General features: G+C 61.5%; 16 protein-coding genes and 1 pseudogene. 6 read left to right on the plus strand and 11 right to left on the minus strand.

Translation table 11 applies throughout. From position 1 onward, the window contains the following. Positions 1-18: 18 nt before the first annotated feature. Both arcA and arcD (AC1MDC_RS03620) read right to left on the minus strand, forming a co-directional pair. Positions 19-1,275 (minus strand): arginine deiminase, encoded by a 1,257-nt coding sequence (gene arcA / locus AC1MDC_RS03615; protein ID WP_480392525.1) that lies wholly within the window; start codon positions 1,273-1,275, stop codon positions 19-21. A 34-nt stretch (positions 1,276-1,309) separates the two neighbouring features. Continuing rightward, entirely contained in the window at positions 1,310-2,737 is a 1,428-nt protein-coding gene (gene arcD, locus AC1MDC_RS03620) for an arginine-ornithine antiporter (RefSeq protein WP_085697158.1), read from the minus strand. Positions 2,738-3,185: 448 nt separating this feature from the next. Between arcD (AC1MDC_RS03620) and arcD (AC1MDC_RS03625) the strand changes: the two genes are divergently transcribed. Further along, a complete protein-coding gene (gene arcD / locus AC1MDC_RS03625; protein ID WP_480392526.1) occupies positions 3,186-4,613 on the plus strand; it encodes an arginine-ornithine antiporter in 1,428 nt (475 codons plus the stop codon). A gap of 75 nt (positions 4,614-4,688) precedes the next feature. On the opposite strand, the gene AC1MDC_RS03630 is transcribed toward arcD (AC1MDC_RS03625), so the two are convergent. The 9 genes and pseudogenes from AC1MDC_RS03630 to gap all read right to left on the minus strand — a co-directional run bounded on the left by AC1MDC_RS03630 (position 4,689) and on the right by gap (position 15,240). Then, a complete protein-coding gene (locus AC1MDC_RS03630) occupies positions 4,689-6,038 on the minus strand; it encodes a CoA transferase (RefSeq protein WP_480392527.1) in 1,350 nt (449 codons plus the stop codon). Positions 6,039-6,130: 92 nt separating this feature from the next. Then, on the minus strand, positions 6,131-6,886 hold the full coding sequence (locus tag AC1MDC_RS03635) for a methyl-accepting chemotaxis protein (RefSeq protein ID WP_371320921.1): 756 nt from the start codon (positions 6,884-6,886) through the stop codon (positions 6,131-6,133). A 102-nt stretch (positions 6,887-6,988) separates the two neighbouring features. Next, positions 6,989-8,347: pseudogene (locus AC1MDC_RS03640) on the minus strand (methyl-accepting chemotaxis protein); the annotation flags it as partial. Positions 8,348-8,449: 102 nt separating this feature from the next. Further along, on the minus strand, positions 8,450-8,845 hold the full coding sequence (locus AC1MDC_RS03645; RefSeq protein WP_085697155.1) for a YbaN family protein: 396 nt from the start codon (positions 8,843-8,845) through the stop codon (positions 8,450-8,452). A gap of 180 nt (positions 8,846-9,025) precedes the next feature. After that, positions 9,026-9,622 (minus strand): biliverdin-producing heme oxygenase, encoded by a 597-nt coding sequence (locus AC1MDC_RS03650; protein ID WP_480392528.1) that lies wholly within the window; start codon positions 9,620-9,622, stop codon positions 9,026-9,028. A gap of 111 nt (positions 9,623-9,733) precedes the next feature. Further along, a complete protein-coding gene (locus tag AC1MDC_RS03655; protein WP_480392529.1) occupies positions 9,734-12,319 on the minus strand; it encodes a TonB-dependent receptor in 2,586 nt (861 codons plus the stop codon). Between the two features lie 122 nt (positions 12,320-12,441). Continuing rightward, a complete protein-coding gene (locus tag AC1MDC_RS03660) occupies positions 12,442-13,407 on the minus strand; it encodes a FecR family protein (RefSeq protein ID WP_227233306.1) in 966 nt (321 codons plus the stop codon). Between the two features lie 122 nt (positions 13,408-13,529). Further along, positions 13,530-14,048, minus strand: a complete 519-nt coding sequence (locus tag AC1MDC_RS03665) for an RNA polymerase sigma factor (protein ID WP_085697151.1) — start codon at positions 14,046-14,048, stop codon at positions 13,530-13,532. A gap of 190 nt (positions 14,049-14,238) precedes the next feature. Beyond that, positions 14,239-15,240 (minus strand): type I glyceraldehyde-3-phosphate dehydrogenase, encoded by a 1,002-nt coding sequence (gene gap / locus AC1MDC_RS03670; RefSeq protein ID WP_007951174.1) that lies wholly within the window; start codon positions 15,238-15,240, stop codon positions 14,239-14,241. Positions 15,241-15,461: 221 nt separating this feature from the next. Here gap and edd point away from each other — a divergent pair, with 221 nt between their 5' ends. The 5 genes from edd to AC1MDC_RS03695 all read left to right on the plus strand — a co-directional run bounded on the left by edd (position 15,462) and on the right by AC1MDC_RS03695 (position 21,966). Then, positions 15,462-17,288: a phosphogluconate dehydratase gene (edd, locus tag AC1MDC_RS03675; RefSeq protein WP_011335614.1), complete on the plus strand. Its 1,827-nt coding sequence runs from the start codon at positions 15,462-15,464 to the stop codon at positions 17,286-17,288. After that, a complete protein-coding gene (locus AC1MDC_RS03680; RefSeq protein WP_085697150.1) occupies positions 17,285-18,238 on the plus strand; it encodes a glucokinase in 954 nt (317 codons plus the stop codon). Before edd ends, AC1MDC_RS03680 begins: the two co-directional genes overlap by 4 nt. Positions 18,239-18,410: 172 nt before the next feature. Beyond that, positions 18,411-19,142, plus strand: coding sequence for a response regulator (locus AC1MDC_RS03685; protein ID WP_085697149.1), 732 nt, complete (start codon positions 18,411-18,413; stop codon positions 19,140-19,142). Positions 19,143-19,173: 31 nt separating this feature from the next. Next, positions 19,174-20,601: an ATP-binding protein gene (locus AC1MDC_RS03690; RefSeq protein WP_249490807.1), complete on the plus strand. Its 1,428-nt coding sequence runs from the start codon at positions 19,174-19,176 to the stop codon at positions 20,599-20,601. A 105-nt stretch (positions 20,602-20,706) separates the two neighbouring features. Next, a complete protein-coding gene (locus AC1MDC_RS03695; RefSeq protein WP_480392530.1) occupies positions 20,707-21,966 on the plus strand; it encodes a D-mannose isomerase in 1,260 nt (419 codons plus the stop codon). Positions 21,967-21,995 lie beyond the last annotated feature (29 nt).

The raw sequence follows: 21,995 nt of genomic DNA on the forward strand, positions 1-21,995 counted from the left end.
GGCCGGGGAGATGGTCGTTTAGTAGTCGATTGGGTCGCGCACGATCGGGCAGGTCATGCAGTGGCCGCCGCCACGGCCACGGCCCAGTTCGCCGGCGCTGATGGTGATGACCTCGACCCCGGCCTTGCGCAGCAGGGTGTTGGTGTAGGTGTTGCGGTCGTAGCCGATAACGACCCCGGGCTCCAGAGCCACCACGTTGTTGCCGTCATCCCATTGCTCGCGCTCGGCGGCGAAGCTGTTGCCGCCGGTTTCCACGACGCGCAGGTTCGGCAGGTTCAGCGAGTTGGCCACGACTTCGAGGAACGATTTGTTCTCCCGTCGTACGTCCAGACCGTAAGGTTTGCTTTCGTCAGGACGGATGATGAACGGCACGATTTCCTTGACCACTTCCGGGAAGACCGTCACCAGGTCGCGGTCGCAGAAGCTGAACACGGTATCCAGGTGCATTGCCGCGCGGGATTTCGGCAGGCCGGCGACCACGACTTTGTCGGCCGCGCCTTTGGCGAACAGCGATTGGGCCAGTTGACCGATGGCCTGGCGCGAGGAGCGCTCGCCCATGCCGATCAACACCACGCCGTTGCCGATCGGCATCACGTCGCCGCCCTCGAGAGTGGCTTTGCCGTGGTCCTTGTCCGGATCGCCGTACCAGACTTCGAAGTCGGCACCGGTGAAGTCGGGGTGAAACTTGTAGATGGCGGTGGTCAACAGAGTTTCCTGGCGACGGGCCGGCCAGTACATCGGGTTGAGCGTCACGCCGCCGTAGATCCAGCAAGTGGTGTCGCGGGTGAACTGGGTGTTGGGCAGCGGGTCGAGCAGGAAGCTGGAATGGCCCAGGTAGTCGCGGTACATCTTGATCACGCTGGCGCCTTCGCTGTCCGGCAGATCCTCGCCGGCCACGCCACCAATCAGGAACTCGGCGAGCTTGCGTGGCTCCAGGCCTTCGAGCCAGCTGCGCACTTCGTTGGTCAGGCCGACGCCGACGGTATCGGGGGTGATCTTGCGATCCAGAATCCATTTCAGCGCTTCGGGGTTGCCGACGATGTCGGTCAGCAGGTTGTGCATTTCCAGCACTTCGATCCCGCGCTCGCGCATTTTGGTGACGAAGTCGAAGTGGTCGCGCTTGGCCTGATTGACCCAGATGACGTCGTCGAACAGCAGTTCGTCGCAGTTGCTCGGGGTCAGCCGCTGATGGGCCAGACCTGGGGAGCAAACCATGACTTTGCGCAGTTTGCCGGCTTCGGAGTGGACGCCGTACTTAACTTTTTCCGTGGTCATTTCAGTGATCCTCCAGAGAGAAAACGTTGGGCAATTACAGAGTCAGGAAGCCGTCGTACAGTCCGTAGGCGGCCACGAGGGCACCCACGACCACTGCGGCGAAAATCAGCTTCTCGACGTTGGTGAAAACCGGTTGATTGAGTTCGAGCTTGGCCTTGGCGAACAGGATCGCGCCCGGGGCATAGAGCAGGGCCGACAGCAGCAGGTACTTCACGCCGCCGGCGTAGAGCAGCCAGATCGCGTAGATCAGGGCGATGGCGCCGATGATCAGATCCTTGCGCCGTTCGGCCGCGAAGCCTTCGTAGCTTTCGCCGCGCACCGCCAGTAGCAGGGCGTAGGCCGCCGACCACAGGTACGGCACCAGAATCATCGAAGTGGCGAGGTAGATCAGCGACAGGTAAGTGCTGGCCGAGAACAGGGTGATGATCAGGAACAGCTGCACCATCGCGTTGGTCAGCCACAGGGCGTTGACCGGCACTTGGTTGGCGTTCTCCTTGCGCAGGAACTCCGGCATGGTGTGGTCCTTGGCGGCGGCGAACATGATCTCCGCACACAACAGCACCCACGACAGCAACGCTCCCAGCAGCGAGATGACCAGACCGACGCTGATCAGCACCGCGCCCCAGTGACCGACCACATGTTCCAGCACGGCGGCCATCGACGGGTTCTGCAGTTTGGCCAGTTCCGGCTGAGTCATGATGCCCAGCGACAGCACGTTCACCAGCACCAGGAACAGCAACACGGTGATGAAGCCGAGCACGGTCGCCTTGCCGACGTCCGAACGTTTTTCCGCCCGGGCCGAGAAGATGCTCGCGCCTTCGATGCCGATGAACACCCACACGGTGACCAGCATCATGTTGCGCACCTGGTTCATCACGCTGCCCAGGTCCGGGTTCTTCGCACCCCAGATGTCGGCGGTGAAGATGTCCAGTTTGAAGGCGAAGAGCGCGATCAAGACGAACAGCAGCAGCGGCACGACCTTGGCGACAGTGGTCACGAGGTTGATGAACGCCGCTTCCTTGATCCCGCGCAGCACCAGAAAGTGCACGGCCCATAACAGGACAGAGGCGCCGATCACGGCGGCAACAGTGTTGCCTTCCCCGAAAATCGGAAAAAAATAACCGAGGGTACTGAACAGCAGAACGAAATAACCGACGTTACCCAGCCAGGCACTGATCCAGTAGCCCCAGGCCGAAGAGAAACCCATGTAGTCGCCGAAACCGGCCTTGGCGTAGGCGTAGACACCGCCATCAAGGTCAGGCTTTCGGTTGGCGAGGGTCTGGAAGACAAAAGCGAGGGTGAGCATGCCGACGGCAGTGATGGCCCAGCCAATCAATACCGCGCCGACGTCGGCGCTGGCGGCCATGTTTTGTGGCAAAGAGAATATCCCGCCACCGATCATTGAACCGACTACCAATGCAACCAGTGCACCTAGTCGTAGTTTTCCGGGAGCTTCAGACATTGCATGACTCCATTGCAGGAGAGAAGAGTTCACAGCGTAGTTCTGTTGGCTTTTCAAACAGCTGACTTAGATCAGTGCATAGTCACATTCCATTGTTAATGAATGACTTATGAAACGTCTGGAGGCATAAGGCTATTTTCTGGAAGGCCCGTCCTAGAGGCCTTTGTCCGGAGTGGTTAAGAATGGATCCTATTACTTTCGAATTATCACGCTAGTTCCTTTTCAGGTTTTGGCAAATTTTTCATCGCTGTTTTCAGTACAGAATTGATTTATCAGGATTCGCGCACAAAACTAACTGAACGTGCTATGCGTTAGTGCCGATGGCTATATATAACGGGTGTTGATTGGCGTTATTCAATAAACGTCATTACGCTTTATCCATTTAGTTAAAAGCCGGTTGCATAACGGTTTCGCGGCAGTTGCCGCTCTGGAACTTGGAGACGCTGGAATGTCGCAACCGACGCAAAAGCTGCGCCTTGGCGCACTGATCGCCCTGGTGGTGGGGTCGATGATTGGCGGGGGGATCTTCTCCCTGCCGCAGAACATGGCGGCCCGGGCCGATGCCGGGGCCATCCTGATCGGCTGGGGGATCACGGCGATCGGCATGCTCACCCTGGCCTTCGTGTTCCAGACCCTGGCCAACCGCAAACCGGAACTGGACTCCGGCGTCTATGCCTACGCCAAGGCCGGGTTCGGCGATTACATGGGCTTTTCTTCGGCGTGGGGTTACTGGATCAGCGCCTGGCTGGGCAACGTCGGGTATTTCGTGTTGCTGTTCAGCACCCTCGGCTACTTCTTTCCGGTGTTCGGCCAGGGCAACACGCCAATCGCCATCGGTTGTGCCTCGGTGTTGCTGTGGGCCGTGCACTTTCTGGTGATGCGCGGGATCAAGGAAGCAGCGCTGATCAATCAGTTGACCACCGTGGCCAAGATCATTCCGTTGATCATGTTTGTGATCATCGCCGCCGTGGCGTTCAAGGCCGACGTTTTTACCCGCGATATCTGGGGCCGCAGCAATCCGAATTTCGGCGGCGTGATGGATCAGGTGCGCAACATGATGCTGGTCACCGTGTTTGTATTTATCGGTATCGAAGGCGCGAGCGTTTACTCGGCGCGGGCGGAGAAACGCACGGACGTCGGCCGCGCCACGGTGATCGGTTTCCTCGGTGTGCTGGCGCTGCTGGTGCTGGTCAATGTGTTGTCGCTGGGGATCATGAGTCAGCCGGAACTGGCGATCTTGCAGAACCCGTCGCTGGCCGCCGTGCTGGAACACATCGTCGGACCATGGGGCGCGTTGCTGATCAGCGTGGGCCTGGCCATTTCGTTGCTCGGTGCGTTGTTGTCGTGGGCGCTGTTGTGCGCGGAGATCCTGTTCGCCACCGCCAGGGACAATACGATGCCGGCGTTCCTGAAAAAGGAAAACGCCAACCATGTGCCGGTCAACGCGTTGTGGCTGACCAACGTGATGATCCAGATTTTCCTGCTGATCACGCTGTTTTCCGCCGGCACTTACACCAGCCTGATCTACCTCGCCTCGTCGATGATTCTGGTGCCGTATCTGTGGTCGGCGGCCTACGCCGTGTTGCTCAGCGGACGGGGTGAAACCTATGAACATGCCTCCGCCGAACGCACCAAGGATCTGCTGATCGGCGGCATCGCGCTGTGTTATGCGGTGTGGCTGTTGTATGCCGGCGGGGTGAAATACCTGCTGCTGTCGGCGCTGCTGTATGCGCCGGGGGTGATCCTGTTCGCCAAGGCCAAACGTGAGCAGGGCGAGCCACTGTTCACCACGCTCGAGAAAGGGATTTTCACCTGCGTCATCGCCGGGGCCGGGCTTGCGGCCTACGGGTTGTACAGCGGCGTGTTGTCACTGTGAGATTGCGACTCCGGCGGGATGCGGCGCAGGTGCTGTGGACAACCTTGAGTCGTGCGGATTGATATCCGCACTCCTTCAAAACCATTGCGCTGGATGTGAGCCCAACTCGGTTGCCGGCAAAGCCCACTGCAACGGCGTTCCAGCAATACGAAGCGGCGTTTGCAGCCGATGCGCCGGCCCCCACGGCGTCTGTTCCATTTGCAAACTCTGATCCTTTGCATCCTCCGGACGCAGCACTTCGTCCGTCCCCGGCCCATGTTCGATCAACAGCTTCGCTGTCCGCGCCAGCGACAACCGCCCCGAGCCACCTCGACCACTGCGTAACCGTTCAGCCAGCAACCGAATCACACTCGCCGCCATCAGATACCCCGTCGCATGATCCAGCGCCTGTACCGGCAGCGGTGTCGGTTTGTCTGCCTGCTTCCAGCGCTGCCCGGCCTCGGCGATGCCGCTGCTCATCTGCACCAGACTGTCGAACCCCCGACGGTTCTGCCACGGGCCGCTCCAGCCGTAGGCATTGAGGCAGACATCGATCAGACCCGGCGCCAGTTGCCGGCGACGTTCGACGCCGAAGCCGAGATGTTCAAGAGCGTCGGCGCGATAGCCGTGCAACAGAATGTCAGCGTCCTGAAGTAACCCTTCAAACACCGCACGATCCGCCGGTTGATGGAGATCCAGCCGCGCACAACGTTTGCCGAGGGTCATTTCCGGCACCACGCCGGGTTCGTTCCAGGTCGGCGGGTCGATGCGCAACACATTGGCGCCGAGCCCTGCAAGAAAACGGCTGGCAGTCGGCCCGGCGAGTACGCGAGTCAGATCGAGCACCTTGAGCCCGGCCAATGGTTGCGCCACCGAGCCTTGCCAGGGTTGATGACTTTCGTCTTTCCCGTCACTGAAATGCACCAAGGGTTCGGCATTCACCGCCAACCCCTGCGGATGTTTTTGCCACTGCGCCCAATTGCGCATTTCGGCAGCACAACCCTTGGCATTGACCACCGCTTGCTCCAGATCGGCACTGGCCCATTGCGCGACTTTCGCCGCCATCGCCGCCCGGTCGGCGCAAGCGCCGAGCACGCTTTCAGCGGCGGCGCGGTGATGCGGGGCGTTGGTGTGCAGGCGGATCCAGCCGTCTTTGGTCGCGTAGTCGCCGGCCACCGGATCCCACAGGGGCGGCACTGCCCAGCCGATCGGTCGCAGCGAGGTGGCGAACCAGAACGACGCGAGACGTCGGTCGACTTCTACAGTGGGCAAGTCGCCGGTCTGCTGCTGAAGGAGTTCGGCAACCGCTTGCCCGGCAGCGGCAATACTGGCGCAGGCAAGGTCGGTGACGGCAAACACCGAGGGCAGGGCGCCCTCGGCGGTAAATGCAATCGGCGTGGGGGACAAGCCGAGTGCGGCTTGAATGGACGTGAGCAGATCGGTCATCGAAGGCCCTCCGGAACGAGAGGGCAGAATAGTGCAAAACACTATCGACCTCGATGAAACACTCTGTCCCCTGTGGGAGTCAGGGCGAGCGATTACACGCGGAATTGATCCATCAATTTCATCTGCTGGCTGGCGAGGGCGTTGAGCTGGCTGCTGATCGCCGCCGATTCGGTGGCCTGTTCGGTCAGGGTTTCGGTGACGGTACGGATCGCCGAGACGTTGCGGTTGACCTCTTCGGCCACGGCGCTCTGCTGTTCGGCGGCGCTGGCGATTTGCAGGTTCATGTCGCTGATCACAGTGACTGCATCGCTGATCTTGCCGAGGGCGTCCACGGCCTGGCGGATCTGCCCGGCGTTGTTGTGGGCCTGGGTCTGGCTCGAGTGCATGGTCGCGACCACGCCACGGGTGCCGGTCTGGATGCGTTCGATCACCACGCGGATTTCTTCCACCGAATCCTGGGTGCGCTTGGCCAGGTTACGGACTTCGTCCGCCACCACCGCGAAACCACGACCGCTTTCACCGGCACGGGCCGCTTCGATCGCGGCGTTCAGCGCCAGCAGGTTGGTCTGTTCGGCGATGCTGCGGATCACTTCCAGCACCGAACCGATCTGCTCGCTGTTGACCGCCAGCTCTTCGACCTCGGTGACCGCTTTGCTGACTTCGTCGGCCAGTTGATTGATGTCACGGGTGCTGCGCTCGATGATCGACATCCCGTCCTTGGCCGACTGGTCGGCGCCTTTCGCCGCGTTGGCGGCATTCGAAGCGCTGTTGGCGACGTCGTGGGCGGTGGCGCTCATTTCGTTGGACGCGGTCGCCACCTGATCGATCTCGCGGAACTGCACCTGCATGCCTTCGCTGGTCTGGCGAGCGATCTCCGACGATTGATCGGCGGTGCCACGGGCCTCGGTGATGCTCTGTTTGATCTGGGCGATGGTCGGTTGCAGCTTGTCGAGGAAGCGGTTGAACCAGTTCACCAGTTCGCCCAGTTCATCTTTCTTGGTGTAGTTCAGGCGCTGAGTCAGGTCGCCTTCGCCGCTGGCGATGTTTTTCAGCATTTCGGCGACGCTGTTGATCGGACGGGTCACGCCCGAGGCGGTGAGCCAGATCAGTACCAGGCCGATCAGACCGGCGATCACGGCCACCGTCAGCGCGGTCATCAGGCCGGTTTGCTGAGCGTCGTCGAGCACCGCTTGCAGTTTGACCGAGTCGGCCAGCAGCACTTGTTTCGGCAAGTCGATGACCACGCCCCAGGCGCGGGAATTGCCGATCGGATCGACCGGGTAAACGGCGCGGATCAGATCGCCCTGTTCCAGAATCTTCGGCGTGCCGGCGCTCAGCAGTTGCAGGATGTCCTTGCCTTCGGTGCCGAGGGTTTCGGCGATGCCTTTGCCGACCTTGGTCGCGTCGGTGCTGTAGGCGCCCAACACGCCGCTGCCGGAGACAATCAGCATGTGCCCGGCACCGTTGAACAGTTCGCGCTGGGAACCCACGGCCGCCGCTTGCAGTGCATCAAGGGCGATGTCGACGCCGACCACGCCGATAGCCTTGCCATCCACCAGCAGCGGCACGGCAATGGTGGTCATGAGCATTTCCTTGCCGCCCACGGTGTCGGCGTAAGGGTCGAGCAGGCAGGTGCGCTTGTTGTCGCGAGGGCAGGTGTACCAGCTGTTGTAAGGCGTGCCGCTGACACTGAGGGTGGTCTTGTTCATGTCGTCTTCGACCATGATCGTGTTCAGCGCAGAACCGGCGGCGCGGCTCCAGTAGGTGGCGAAGCGCCCGGCTTCGTTGGACTGGCGCGCGGCGTCATTGACGAACTCGCTGTCCTTGCCGTCGAGGCCATTGGGTTCGAAGGCCAGCCAGATGCCGAGCACCTTGCTGTTGCGCTCGAACGCGGTCTTCAGGCTCAGGTTCAACTCTTCACGCAGGGCGCCGGCGTCCAGCGAACGCTTGGCGGCCATGACGCGCATGTCCTTGATCTGGTCGGCCAGCGCGGTAATCACCAGCAGGCTTTCGCCGAAGGTTTTCTGTACCTGCACCGCCTGTTCGGCAGCCTTGGCCTGCAGCAGGTTCTGCACGCTGGCGGTGAGCATCCTGCTGCTCGACTGGCTGACCAGTTCATCGTTCTGGTTGGTCTGGTAGATATTGATGCCGACGATCAGCGCAACCACACCGAGCAGGCACAGGCCGGACAGCAGGACGATTTTCAGGCGTATGGACAGAGAGTCGAACATGGGACGTTCTCGCGAATGAATGAACTGTTGGCTGCGGGGCAGGGAGGAGCCCGGATCGCCAAATCCATTCAGCGCCATTCAATGCTCATCGGCGCGAGGCGAGAGTGCATGAGCGACATGCCGACGAACGGTCATGACTAAACGTTTGCGTGGGTAAAAGCCCTGAAAACAAGGGAAAAATCAGGAAATCTTCGGCAGCGTTTCCGGTCGCGACCAGATCCACAGGTTGCCCATCGTCATCCCTGCAATCGCCAGATAAATCGGCCAGCCGTGATCGAGCATCACCAGCATCAGGGTCGCGCACAGCAGCATGCTGACGGTGGCGCTGACCTTGGCCTTGCGGGCGATGATCTTGCCGTTGCGCCAGTTGCTCAGGATCGGCCCGAACAGCCGATGGTTTTCCAGCCAGGCACTCAGGCGCGGCGAGCTGCGGGTCGCGGCCCAGGCGGCGAGCAGGATGAACTCGGTGGTCGGCAGGCCGGGCACGACGATGGCGATCAGGCCGATACCGAGGCTGACATAGGCGAGCAGGCCAAACAGCAGGCGGGCGAGTCGAGAAGAGGCGGGTTGGGGCATGGGCTCGGGGGGAATGCGTGAGGCGAAATGGCAATCTTACAGACTTGTGCAGTTCCCTGTGGGAGCGAGCTTGCTCCGGGCGGCGCTCCGACGAAAGCGGTACGTCAGTCAACGATGATGTTGAATCTGACGGCCTCTTCGCGAGCAAGCTCGCTCCCACAATGGGCGGTCGGTGTCGCTTTAGGCCGGTTCGGCTTCTGTGGCGTAAGCCTGTTCCAGCAACACCGTGAAGCGGTTGAACGCATCGATCGCGCCCTGCTCCACTTCGGCTTCTTCTTCAGCGCTGAATTGCAGCGAATCGAGGGTGCGCACGAAGCGCTTCCAGCCTTCGGCGCGACCACCTTCAGGCTCGCCCAGGTGACGGGCGCCGAAGGTTTCACTCAGGTCCAGGGCAACGGCGCGCTTGATCAGAAACGCAGCGCCGAGCTTGGAGCCTTCAGACACGAAGATCCAACCCAGGGCGCGGGCCTTGCTCGGGTTTTTCAGCGCACCGGCGACGGGTACAGGCACTTCGGTGTCGAGGTCCGCGAGGTCTGCCCTGGCCGCTTCGGCGCGGCAGCGGGTCGGCAGGTCAGGGATGATGGCGGTCAGTTCGGCATCGTTGTACAGCGACACCAGTTCCGACTGGAACAGGTACTGCGCGACCACGAAGCGGGCGAAGTTGGCGCGGTTCTCGAACGGCGCGTGGGCCTTGACCAGTGCATCGAGCTTGCTGTGCGGCTCGTGGGTGATCTGGTTCAAGCGTTGCGAACGCAGGGCTTTTTCCTGGGTGCTCATGAGATGTCCTTGAAAAGAAGAGGCGCTTGATAACGAGACGTACGGGCAAGCGCCGGACAGTAAAAAAACCTCACGGCGCGGCAATGCACGCGTGCCGTGAGGTCATCCGGATCAGATATCCCAGACGAGATTGATCGCGAAGTTGCGACCCGGCTGGGTCAGGCGATCGAGGTTGGCCGGTTGTGTCACCGAGGCTTCGCCGACACTGTCGTAACCGCGCACGTCGTCCCATAGCCAGTATTTCTTGTCGGTCAGGTTGTAAATGCCGCCGCTGACGGTGACGTCGTCAGTGACTTTGTAGAACCCGGTCAGATCGAGAATGCCGAAGCCCGGCGACTTGAACTGGCTGCTGACACCGTCCGGCGACTTGAAGTTGCTGTCGTCGACGCGATCCTTCTTCTTGACCACGGTCCAGCTCAGCAGGCCGCCGTAGTTGTCCTGGTCGTAACCCAGACCGAACACTCCGGTCAGCGGGTTGACGCTGTTGAGCGGTTCGCCGGTGTCGTTGTTGCGACCGTAGGCATAGGCAATCGAGCCCTGGGTGTACAGGCCTTGCGGCGCGCCGAACGCGTCGAGATTCAGACGCCCTTTGACTTCGGCGCCCTTGATGGTGGCGTGCTTGATGTTGCTCGACTGGAAGGTCAGCTCGTCGTAGCCCGGAGTGACGGCGTCTTCGTTGATGAAATCGCGGTACTTGTTATAGAACACCGCCACGTCGAACGAGCCTTGCTCGAAGTTGCCGCGCAGGCCGGTTTCATAGCTTTTGCTCTTTTCCGGTTCCAAGTCCGGGTTCGGCGCCACGTTGTAGCCGGTGGTGCTGTTTTCGAAGCGGCCGTAGAGCGCTTTTGCGGTCGGGGTGCGGAAGCCTTCGGCGTACTGACCGTACCAGGTGTAGTTGTCGGTCAGGGCGTAGGTCAGGCCGAATTTGGGCGAGACTTTATGCCAGGTCTTGTTTTCGTCGCTGACCGTGCCGTTGCCGTCGGCGGCCACGGTGTTGAGGAATTCCTGGGTGATGTGCGGCTTGAGCCGGGTGTAGTCGTAGCGCAGGCCCGGCAGGAAGGTCCAGTTGTTCCAGCTGATCTGATCCTGGGCGAACAGGCTGTAGGTGTTGATGGTCGGGTCCGGGAAGTCGCTGGACTTCTTCAGTACGTCAGCCGCGCTGGTAGCGCCGATGGCGGTGCAGCCGCGACCGACCGACAGGCACTTGCCGTCGCCGCTGCGCGAGCCGGTGACTTTCTGCTGCTTGAGGGTGGTGCCGTAAGTCAGCACATGATCGGTGTCACCGATGGCGAATGCTTTGTCCAGTTGCGCGTCGAAGACCCACTGTTTCTCCTCGTAGATCGTGTCACGGGTACGCAGCACTTTACGGGTGATGGGGTAGTAGAACTCGTCGGTGCTCTGGTCGGTCTTGGCGGTCTGGTGGTTGAGGCTCCACTTCACGTTGTCCGCCAGCAGGCTGTCGAGCTCGAAGCTGTGCTCCAGACCGAAACGCTCGCGGGTGATGGTGTCGTTGCCGGTACGCCACTGGTACATGCCGCCGGGCAGCACGCTGTTCGGGATCGTCGGGGCACCGTTGAAGTACGGTCCGCCGTAGGCGCTTTTCTGATCGGTGTCGCGATCATCCTTGTACTTTTCATAGGTCAGGCCCAGGCGCGAACCTTCGTTGTAGTTCCAGCCGATCTTGGCCAGCACGTTGGTGGCTTTGACGTCCTCCGGGTTGGCGGCGGTGCGCTCCAGGCCGGTGCCGTTGTTGCTGCCGTAGGAATCGGTTTCGTGGCCGTCGCGCTGGCTGTAGTGCAGCAAACCGTCGAACTGGTCGGCGCGACCGGCGACGGTGGCGGATTTCAGCCAGCTCTCATCGGCGGAGCTGTAGCCGGTTTTCAGGCGGGCACCGACGTCTTTGCCGGGCTTGATGATGTCGTCCGGGTCGAGGGTGTAGTAGCTGACGGCGCCGCCGATGGCGTTGCTGCCGTACAGCACGGAGGCCGGGCCACGGAGGATTTCGACGCGTTTGATGATTTCCGGGTCGACGTAGTTGCGTTGGGTCTTGGCGTAGGGGCCGTTGAAGAAACCGTCCGGCACTTCGACGCCGTCGACCTGAGTCAGGATGCGGTCGCCGTCGATGCCGCGAATGTTGTAGCCGCTGATCCCTCCACGCTGGCCGGCGCCGCCCACGGACACGCCCGGCTCGTAGCGCACCAGATCCTTGATGGTGTTGACGTTGTTGCGGTCCAGATCCTGACGGGTCTGCACGGTGACGGTGGTCGGCACGCTGTTGATCGACTGTTCCTGACGGGTGGCGCTGATGGTCACCTGATCGAGGTTAAGTGCGCCGCTGCTGACGCGTTTCTCCAGCACGACGTTGTTGTTGCTCAGTTTGCGGAAGCTCAGGTTGGTCCCCACCAACAGACGCTCCAGGGCTTTTTCCGGTGGCAGCGAACCGCGCACGCCCGGCGACGATACGTCCTGACCCAGTTGCGCCGGCAAACCGACCTGCCAGCCCGTGACGGCGGTGAACGCATTGAGCGCCGACACCAACGGCTGCTGGGCAATGGCGAACGAGTAATCGCCCATGTTGCGCGTCGGTTGTTCGGTGGCGGCCATCAGCGGCGCGGTGCCGGCCATCAGGATGGCGGCGGTCAGCAGCGACAGCACGCGGGAAGGGGAAGAAGTCTGGCGGGTAAGGCGTGAGGACATCGATAGCGCTCCGTGTCGCACGAATCTTTATAGGTGCTGATTGAACTCGCGAGATGCGAATCAATTGCATTGGCTATAACGAGACGAACGAGCTTCGGCTATCGAGTAAAAATAATTCTCATTTAGTTCAAAATCACCAGCGCCGGGAATTCCTGAAGCTTGGCCGAGGTGATGTGAGCGAGCGAACGCACTGCGTCCAGCGGCTGGTCGAGGCGGTAATTGCCGGTGACGGCGACGTCGGCCAACCGTTCGCTGGTGTTGATGATGAAGCCCGGATAGTAGCGGCGCAGTTCCGCCAGCACTTGGCTCAGCGGGCAGTTCTCGAAGATCAGCCGACCCTGTACCCAGGCCAGATCGGTGGCGGCGTCGACCTTGGCCGGACGGTCGAAACCGTTGGGACCGATGCGGATGCTTTCCCCGGCAGACAACCGAACCCGCGCATCATCGCGGGTAGCCCGCAGATCGACATCGCCGCGCTGCACGCGCACCTGCGCCACGCCGTCCAGATAACGCACGGCGAATGCGGTGTCGCGCACGCTGGCTTTCACCGGGCCGGCATCGATTTCCAGCGGCTGGCTGCGGCTGGCCGGGATCTCGAAAAACGCTTCGCCCTGATACAGCCGCGCGACTCGCTGCTGATCGTTGATCGTGCTGGAGAACGCGGAATTGGTGTTGAGCAGGACTTTCGAGCCGTCCTCAAGCTGCAAGCGCTGACGTTCGCCGACCACGGTCAGGTGATCGGCCTGCAAACGCATCGGCAGGTTGCTGAAATTGAACAGGCCGAGCAGCAGCACGGCGGCGGTCGCCAGCGGTTTCCAGTGCGGACGCAAACGAGTGAGGACGGGGACTTTCTTCGGTTTGGCTGCGAGGTCCTTCGCGCACTGGGCGATCTGCGGACCGTCCCAGATCGCTTGGGCCTTGGCGAACGCCTCGCCATTCAACGGATCGGCCGCCAGCCAGGCATGGAATTGCCGGGTCTGCTCCTCGTCCGGACTGCCGAGCACGATGAGCCAGTCCAGCGCCTGGTCCATTGCACTTGCGGCGTCCTGCGCCGATGCAGGCGAAGGGGAGCGGTGGATGTCCGTCACGGTGTTTCCTCGGCAGTGTCTGTGCACGGCTGTTTTTTTGGTGAAGCGTAAAAGTCGGGCAAGGGTAACAAAGCCCGATGATCAGTGCAGTCGATCCTGTCCAATACCGACAAGGCTGCCGATCAGTCGCCGTTCAAGCGTTCGGCGACACCGATGCAGATGGTCATGATCAGTTTGAGTTCTTTCTGCACCGTGCTGAGGGAAACGCTCAGTTCTTCGGCGATTTCCTGATAGCTGCGCCCATGCAGGCGGCTGAGGATGAAGATTTGCTGCTGGCGGGGGCTGAGTTCACCGAGGCTCACGTTCAGGCGCTCCAGCAATTGTTCGGCGTGGGCGGCGTCTTCGGCGCTGCTGGCGGGGGCGGCGACGCTGTGCACCACGTCCTGCGGCACGTCGTCGACCATGGTTCGCGATTGAATCTTGCGCGCACGCAAATGGTCCAGCGCCAGATTGCGCGCGGTCTGGAAAACAAAGGGTTCAAGGTGATCGATGTCCCGCTCGCTCAGCGCCCGGGTGACGCGCAGGTAGGTTTCCTGCAACAGGTCTTCGGCGGTGCTGTGGTTGTTGACCATGCGTTCCAGCGTTCGCAGCAGTGAGGTGCGCTGGGCGAGGAAAACGTGATTGAACTGCGAATGACTCACGGGAGGACCTGATCCGTTTTGAGCGAATGATAATGCTTATCATCCGTCGGAGTGGTCAAGTGTTGATTTCAGATTGAGATCAAAAACCTGTGGGAGGGGATTTGCTCGCGAAGGCGTCGTGTCAGGCAATTAAACGTCGACTGACCTGCCGCTTTCGCGAACAAGCTCGTTCCCGCTGGTGGATAGCTGTTTATTCCGCGTTGCACAGCGCCAGGCAGTTATCGAGCATGCGGTTGGAGAAGCCCCACTCGTTGTCGTACCAGGCCAGCACTTTCAGCAGCTTGCCGCTGGATTTGGTGTGGTTGGCATCGAAGATCGACGACAGCGGGTTGTGATTGAAATCGCTCGAGACCAGCGGCAGGGTGTTGTAGCCGAGGATCTTCGAATGCTGGCTCGCGGCTTTCATCAGTGCATTGACTTCATCGGCCGAGGCTTCGCGCTTCAACTGCACGGTCAGGTCAACCAGCGACACATTGATCACCGGTACGCGCACGGCCATGCCGGTCAGTTTGCCCGCCAGTTCCGGCAGCACCAGGCCCACAGCTTCGGCAGCGCCGGTCTTGCTCGGGATCATGTTCTGGGTGGCGGAGCGCGCGCGGTACGGGTCGGTGTGATAGACGTCGGTCAGGTTCTGGTCGTTGGTGTAGGCGTGAATCGTGGTCATCAGACCGCTTTCGATGCCCAGTTCGCGGTGCAGCACCTGGGCCACCGGCGCCAGGCAGTTGGTGGTGCAAGACGCGTTGGAAATGATCTGGTGCGACTGGCGCAGAATGTCGTGGTTCACACCATAAACGACGGTGGCATCGGCGCCTTTGGCCGGGGCCGAGATAATCACTTTGCGTGCGCCGGCGGTAATATGCGCGGCGGCTTTGGCCCGGTCGGTGAACAGACCGGTGCATTCGAACACCACATCAATCTTTTCCGCGGCCCATGGCAGGTCGGCCGGGTTGCGGATGGCGCTGACCGAAATGCGGTCGCCGTTGACGGTCAGGCTCTCGTTGTCATGAGCAACTTCGGCGTCGAATGTGCCATGAACGGTGTCGTACTTGAGCAGATGCGCATTGATCGCGCTGTCGCCCAGATCGTTGATGGCGACGATCTGCAAATCCTGACGATAGCCCTGGGTATACAGTGCACGCAGGACATTACGGCCGATGCGGCCAAAACCATTGATTGCGATTCGAAGAGTCATTGAGCAGCGCCGCCGTCGTTTTGTTGTTGGAATTACAAGATTATTCGCATAAAAATAGAAAACAAGCCTTTTTAGTGGCAATATTTTGTTTTATCTACAACGAGTGACCTGAATCAACTGGTCCGAATGATCAAGAAAACCGCCCGTCATCCCATGCGTGCGGGCTCCTTGATCAGCATAGACAATCAGGTCGCCACATCCGTTAGCCTGGAGTTCTAAACATGCATCCCCGCGTTCTTGAGGTCACCGAACGGCTTATCGCCCGCAGCCGCGCCACGCGTCAGGCTTACCTTGCGCTGATTCGCGGCGCTGCAACTGACGGGCCGATGCGCGGCAAGCTGCAATGCGCCAACTTCGCCCACGGCGTGGCCGGATGTGGCAGCGAAGACAAGCACAGCCTGCGGATGATGAACTCGGCAAACATCGCAATTGTTTCGTCATATAACGACATGCTCTCGGCGCACCAGCCGTATGAAGTCTTCCCGGAACAGATCAAGAACGCCCTGCGCGAAATCGGCTCGGTCGGCCAGTTCGCCGGCGGCACGCCTGCGATGTGCGACGGCGTGACCCAGGGCGAGCCCGGCATGGAACTGAGCCTGCCGAGCCGCGAAGTGATCGCCATGTCGACGGCGGTGGCGCTGTCCCACAACATGTTCGACGGCGCGCTGATGCTCGGCATCTGCGACAAGATCGTGCCGGGCCTGATGATGGGCTCGCTGCGTTTCGGTCACCTGCCGACGATTTTCGTTCCGGGCGGGCCGATGGTCTCGGGGATTTCCAACAAGGAAAAAGCCGACGTGCGGCAGAAGTACGCCGAAGGCAAGGCGACCCGCGAAGAGCTGCTGGAATCGGAAATGAAGTCCTACCACAGCCCGGGCACCTGCACGTTCTACGGCACCGCCAACACCAACCAGTTGCTGATGGAAGTCATGGGCCTGCACTTGCCGGGCGCCTCCTTCGTCAACCCGAACACGCCGCTGCGTGAAGCCCTGACCCGCGAAGCCGCGCATCAGGTCACCCGTCTGACCAAGCAGAACGGCAACTTCCTGCCGATCGGCGAAATCGTCGACGAGAAGGCGCTGGTCAACTCGATCGTCGCGTTGCACGCCACCGGCGGTTCGACCAACCACACCCTGCACATGCCGGCCATCGCCATGGCGGCGGGCATTCAACTGACCTGGCAGGACATGGCCGACCTCTCCGAAGTCGTGCCGACCCTGAGCCACGTCTATCCGAACGGCAAGGCTGACATCAACCACTTCCAGGCCGCCGGCGGCATGTCGTTCCTGATCCGCGAACTGCTCGAAGCCGGCCTGCTGCACGAAGACGTCAACACCGTGCTCGGCCACGGTTTGAGCCAGTACACCAAAGAGCCGTTCCTCGATAACGGCAAGCTGGTGTGGCGCGAAGGCCCGACCGAAAGTCTCGACGAAAACATCCTGCGTCCGGTGGCTCGTGCGTTCTCGGCAGAGGGTGGCTTGCGGGTGATGGAAGGGAACCTCGGTCGCGGGGTGATGAAGGTGTCCGCCGTCGCGCTGGAAAACCAGATCGTCGAAGCTCCGGCCATGGTGTTCCAGGATCAACAGGACCTGGCCGACGCCTTCAAGGCCGGTCTTCTGGAGAAGGATTTCGTCGCGGTGATGCGCTTCCAGGGCCCGCGCTCCAACGGCATGCCGGAACTGCACAAGATGACGCCGTTTCTCGGCGTGCTGCAGGATCGCGGCTTCAAGGTTGCGCTGGTGACCGACGGACGCATGTCCGGCGCCTCGGGGAAAATCCCGGCGGCGATCCACGTCAGTCCGGAAGCTTATGTGGGTGGCGCTTTGGCGCGCGTGCAAGAGGGCGATATCATCCGCGTCGATGGCGTCAAAGGCACTTTGGAACTCAAGGTGGACGCCGCTGAATTCGCAGCGCGCGAACCCGCCAAAGGCCTGTTGGGCAACAACATCGGCAGCGGTCGCGAACTGTTTGGCTTCATGCGTTTGGCCTTCAGCTCGGCGGAGCAGGGCGCCAGCGCCTTCACTTCTGCCCTGGAGACGCTTAATTGAAACTGGCTTTGGTCGGTGACATCGGAGGCACCAACGCGCGGTTTGCGTTGTGGAAAGATCAGCAGCTCGAATCGGTTCAGGTGCTGGCCACCGCCGACCATGCCAGCCCGGAAGAGGCGATCAGCCTCTACCTGAGCGGGCTGGGTCTGGCGCCGGGTGCCATCGGTTCGGTGTGCCTGTCGGTGGCGGGGCCGGTGAGCGGTGATGAATTCAAGTTCACCAACAACCACTGGCGCCTGAGTCGCAAGGCGTTCTGCCAGACCCTGCAGGTTGAGCAGTTGTTGCTGGTCAACGACTTCTCGGCCATGGCGCTGGGCATGACCCGTTTGCAGCCCGGCGAATTCCGCGTGGTCTGCGAAGGCGAGCCGGAGCCATTGCGCCCGGCAGTGGTCATCGGCCCGGGCACCGGTCTGGGCGTCGGCACGTTGCTTGATCTCGGTGAAGGGCGGTTCGCCGCGTTGCCGGGAGAGGGCGGTCACGTCGATCTGCCGCTGAGCAGCCCGCGCGAAACCCAGCTCTGGCAGCACATCTACAACGAAATCGGCCACGTCAGCGCGGAAACCGCGTTGAGCGGCGGCGGCTTGCCGCGGGTGTACCGGGCGATCTGCGCGGTGGACGGGCATGAACCGAAACTCGACACGCCGGAAGCCATCACTGCGGCAGGCCTTGCGGGCGACCCGATTGCCCTGGAAGTGCTGGAGCAATTCTGCTGCTGGCTTGGTCGCGTGGCCGGCAACAACGTGCTGACCGTTGGCGGCCGTGGCGGGGTGTACATCGTGGGCGGCGTGATTCCGCGTTTCGCCGATTTCTTCCTCGAAAGCGGTTTCGCCCGCAGTTTCGCCGACAAGGGCTGCATGAGCGATTACTTCAAGGGCATTCCGGTGTGGCTGGTGACGGCGCCGTACTCGGGGCTTGTCGGTGCAGGAGTGGCGCTCGAACAGGAAGGCTGAAGATCGTTCCCACGTCGAGGCGTCGAACCGTCCGCGTGGGAATGCAGCCCGTGACGCTCTGCGTCACTGGACGCGGAGCGTCCCTTGATACATTCCCACGCAGAGCGTGGGAACGATCGGTCTACACATCAGGCATAATCCGCCCAATTCCAACAACAAGGATGCCTTCGAAGTGAGCTCAGTCAACAAGTCGATTTTGTTGGTCGATGACGACCAGGAGATACGCGAGTTGCTGGAAACCTACCTGACCCGCGCGGGTTTTCAGGTACGGGCCACGGCGGATGGCGCCGGTTTTCGTCAGGCGCTGAACGAAGCGCCGAGCGATCTGGTGATCCTCGATGTGATGCTGCCCGATGAAGACGGCTTCAGCCTGTGCCGCTGGGTGCGCCAGCATCCGCGTCAGGCTCAGGTGCCGATCATCATGCTCACCGCCAGTTCCGACGAAGCCGACCGGGTCATCGGCCTGGAACTCGGCGCCGACGATTACCTCGGCAAACCTTTCAGCCCCCGCGAACTGCAAGCCCGGATCAAGGCCCTGCTGCGTCGCGCCCAGTTCGGTCAGGAGCGCGGCGGCAGTGAAGTGCTGGCGTTCGACGAGTGGCGGCTGGATATGGTCAGCCATCGACTGTTTCACACCGACGGCGAGGAAGTGATTCTGTCCGGCGCCGACTTCGCCCTGCTCAAGCTGTTCCTTGATCACCCGCAGGAAATCCTCGACCGCGACACCATCGGCAACGCCACCCGCGGCCGCGATCTGATGCCCCTCGATCGTATCGTCGACATGGCCGTCAGCCGCTTGCGCCAGCGTCTGCGCGACACCGAAAAGCCGCCACGGCTGATCCGCACCGTACGTGGCAGCGGCTACCAACTGGCAGCCAACGTGGTTGCCGGCAATGGTCACTGAGTTCCTGCGCAACACTGCACGCAAAGTGCCGATGCCGCGTTCGCTGCTTGGGCGGATGTTGCTGCTGACGTTGCTCGCGGTGTTGTTCGCCCAGACCCTGTCCAGCGTGATCTGGGTGTCCCAGTTGCGTGCGACCCAGCTCGAAGGCCTGGTCACCAGCGCCCGCAGCCTCGCCCATTCGATGACCGCCAGCGTCAGTTATTTCCGCTCGTTGCCGGTGGCTTACCGGCCTTTGGTGCTCGATCAGTTGCGCAGCATGGGCGGCACCCGATTTGTGGTGACGCTGAACGACAAACCGCTGGGCATGGAAGTGTTGCCGGTTACACCGCGCAAGGCAGCGGTGCTTCAAGCGGTGGATGAGGTGCTGCGTCAGTCGCTGGGCCAGGACACCGACATTCTGGTGACCTTCGTCAGCCCCGATGATCTGCGGATTTTCAACGCCGGATTGAAGCTCGATGAGTTGCCACGTTCGTGGGCGCATTACGCCTTGACGCTGGAACCGGTGAATCCGCCGGTGCTAGTCACGCAGATTCAGTTGGCGCCCGGTGAATGGCTGTACATTGCCTCGCTGTTGCCCGAACCCTACACCAGTCTGGAAGAGCAGGGCCTGCCGACTCAGCAGGTGTGGTTCATCGTCTTCACCAGCGGTTTCCTGTTGTTGTTCATCGGCCTGCTGGTGCACTGGCAGAGTCGGCCGCTCAAGCGCCTGGCGCGGGCGGCGCGGGACTTGTCGCTGGGCGCCGACGTCGAGCCGGTGGCCGAGGGCGGTGGCAGTGAAGTGGTGGAAGTGGGCCGCGCGTTCAACACCATGCGCGAGCGGATCAGCCGTTACCTGACCGAGCGCAGTCAGTTGTTCAGCGCGATTTCCCATGACCTGCGCACGCCGATTACCCGTCTGCGATTGCGCGTCGAACTGCTGGAAGATGAAACGCTGCAAACCAAGTTCGGCCGCGATCTGGATGAGCTGGAGCTGCTGGTCAAGGGTGCGCTGCAATGCGTCAAAGACACCGACATCCACGAAAACATTGAGCCGGTGGATCTGAACCATGTGCTCGACTGTCTGGTGGAACCGTATCTGGCGCCCAACGGCAACGGTCGTGTGACCCAGCAGGGACGGGCGCTGGCGGCTTATCCGGGCAAGCCGTTGGCGCTCAAGCGCTGCATCGGCAACCTGATCGACAATGCGTTGAAGTACGGACAGAACGCGCATTTGCATATCGATGACGACGAAAGCGCCTTCGTGCTGCACGTCGATGACGAAGGGCCTGGCGTGCCGGAGCAGCGGCTGGAGCAGGTGTTCGAGCCGCACTTCCGGTTGGCGGGGCAGCAGCAGGGGTATGGGCTCGGGTTAGGGATCGCCCGCAACATTGCTCATAGCCATGGCGGTGAAGTGACGTTGCAGAATCTGCGTGAGGGCGGATTGCGGGTGACCCTGCAATTGCCGCGTTCGGCGGATTGATCTGAATGTCACCGATCGGTGACAAAACCCGCCCCCTTCGTTACAAGTCCACCTCGGCCCGTTGTTTAGACTGCCCGCAGTCATAACAACAAAAAAAGGCCACCCATGGATCACTTCAATCCGGACTTCAGCAGTTGGCTGAACGCCCCTGCCCACCAGCAATGGCTTGCCGACGAAGGCCTGCGCCTGCTGGCATTTGCCAAGGCTTCACGATTGCCCGAAGGCTTCGGCAATCTTGATGAGCGCGGCCAGCTCCAGGCCGGCGCGCAAGCCGAAACCATGAACACTGCGCGCATGACCCACAGTTTCGCCATGGCCCACATTCAGGGCCTGCCGGGCTTTGCCGAGCTGGTCGATCACGGCATTGCGGCCCTGCGCGGTCCGTTGCGCGATGCGCTGCACGGCGGCTGGTTCGCCGTCGCTGAACACCGTGACGGCAACACCGGCAAGAACGCTTATCTGCATGCTTTCGTCGCTCTGGCGGCGAGTTCCGCAGTGGTCGCGCAACGCCCCGGCGCACAGGCGTTGCTGGATGACGCCATCGACATCATCGACACCTATTTCTGGAGCGAAGAAGAGGGCGCCATGCGCGAGTTCTTCAATCGCGACTGGCGCGAAGAGGAAGCCTATCGCGGCGCCAACAGCAACATGCACGCCACTGAAGCCTTCCTGGCGCTGGCCGATGCCACAGAAGATCCGCGCTGGCTGGTGCGTGCGCAGCGCATCGTCGAACGGGTGATTCACGGTCACGCCGCTGCCAACGATTACCTGGTGATCGAGCATTTCGACCGCGACTGGCAGCCACTGCGCGAATACAACCAGGACAATCCCGCCGACGGTTTCCGTCCCTACGGCACCACGCCGGGCCACGGTTTCGAGTGGGCGCGGCTGTTGCTGCACCTTGAAGCGGCGCGGGTCCAGGCTGGCATGCTGACCCCCGGCTGGCTGGCCACCGACGCGCAAAAACTGTTCGAACAAAACTGCCGCCATGGCTGGGACGTCGACGGTGCGCCGGGCATCGTTTACACCCTCGACTGGAACAACAAAGCGGTGGTGCGCCATCGCCTGCACTGGACTCACGCCGAGGCCAGCGCTGCCGCCAGTGCCTTGCTCAAGCGCACCGGCGATGCGCAGTACGAAACCTGGTATCGCCTGTTCTGGGAATTTTGCGAAACCCGTTTCATCGACCGCTGCGACGGCAGCTGGCATCACGAACTCGACCCGCAAAACCGTCCAAGTGCCGATATCTGGGCGGGCAAACCGGATCTGTACCACGCCTGGCAGGCGGTTCTGATTCCGCGTCTGCCGCTGGCGCCAAGCATGGCCAGTGCTCTGGCACAGCTTTCACGAAGCGTTCCTGTGTAACCATGTGGTGACATTCGCGCGTCCCTTCG

The sequence above is a fragment of the Pseudomonas sp. 1 genome, assembly GCF_056626735.1.

Coding starts and splice junctions, on each gene's coding strand:
- AC1MDC_RS03635 (WP_371320921.1), bottom strand. CDS start 6,886: ATGCAGGTGCAGTTCCGCGAGATCGATCAGGTGGCGACCGCGTCCAAC.
- AC1MDC_RS03690 (WP_249490807.1), top strand. CDS start 19,174: ATGCCGCGTTCGCTGCTTGGGCGGATGTTGCTGCTGACGTTGCTCGCG.
- arcD (WP_480392526.1), top strand. CDS start 3,186: ATGTCGCAACCGACGCAAAAGCTGCGCCTTGGCGCACTGATCGCCCTG.
- AC1MDC_RS03655 (WP_480392529.1), bottom strand. CDS start 12,319: ATGTCCTCACGCCTTACCCGCCAGACTTCTTCCCCTTCCCGCGTGCTG.
- arcD (WP_085697158.1), bottom strand. CDS start 2,737: ATGTCTGAAGCTCCCGGAAAACTACGACTAGGTGCACTGGTTGCATTG.
- AC1MDC_RS03645 (WP_085697155.1), bottom strand. CDS start 8,845: ATGCCCCAACCCGCCTCTTCTCGACTCGCCCGCCTGCTGTTTGGCCTG.
- gap (WP_007951174.1), bottom strand. CDS start 15,240: ATGACTCTTCGAATCGCAATCAATGGTTTTGGCCGCATCGGCCGTAAT.
- AC1MDC_RS03650 (WP_480392528.1), bottom strand. CDS start 9,622: ATGAGCACCCAGGAAAAAGCCCTGCGTTCGCAACGCTTGAACCAGATC.
- AC1MDC_RS03630 (WP_480392527.1), bottom strand. CDS start 6,038: ATGACCGATCTGCTCACGTCCATTCAAGCCGCACTCGGCTTGTCCCCC.
- AC1MDC_RS03695 (WP_480392530.1), top strand. CDS start 20,707: ATGGATCACTTCAATCCGGACTTCAGCAGTTGGCTGAACGCCCCTGCC.
- arcA (WP_480392525.1), bottom strand. CDS start 1,275: ATGACCACGGAAAAAGTTAAGTACGGCGTCCACTCCGAAGCCGGCAAA.
- edd (WP_011335614.1), top strand. CDS start 15,462: ATGCATCCCCGCGTTCTTGAGGTCACCGAACGGCTTATCGCCCGCAGC.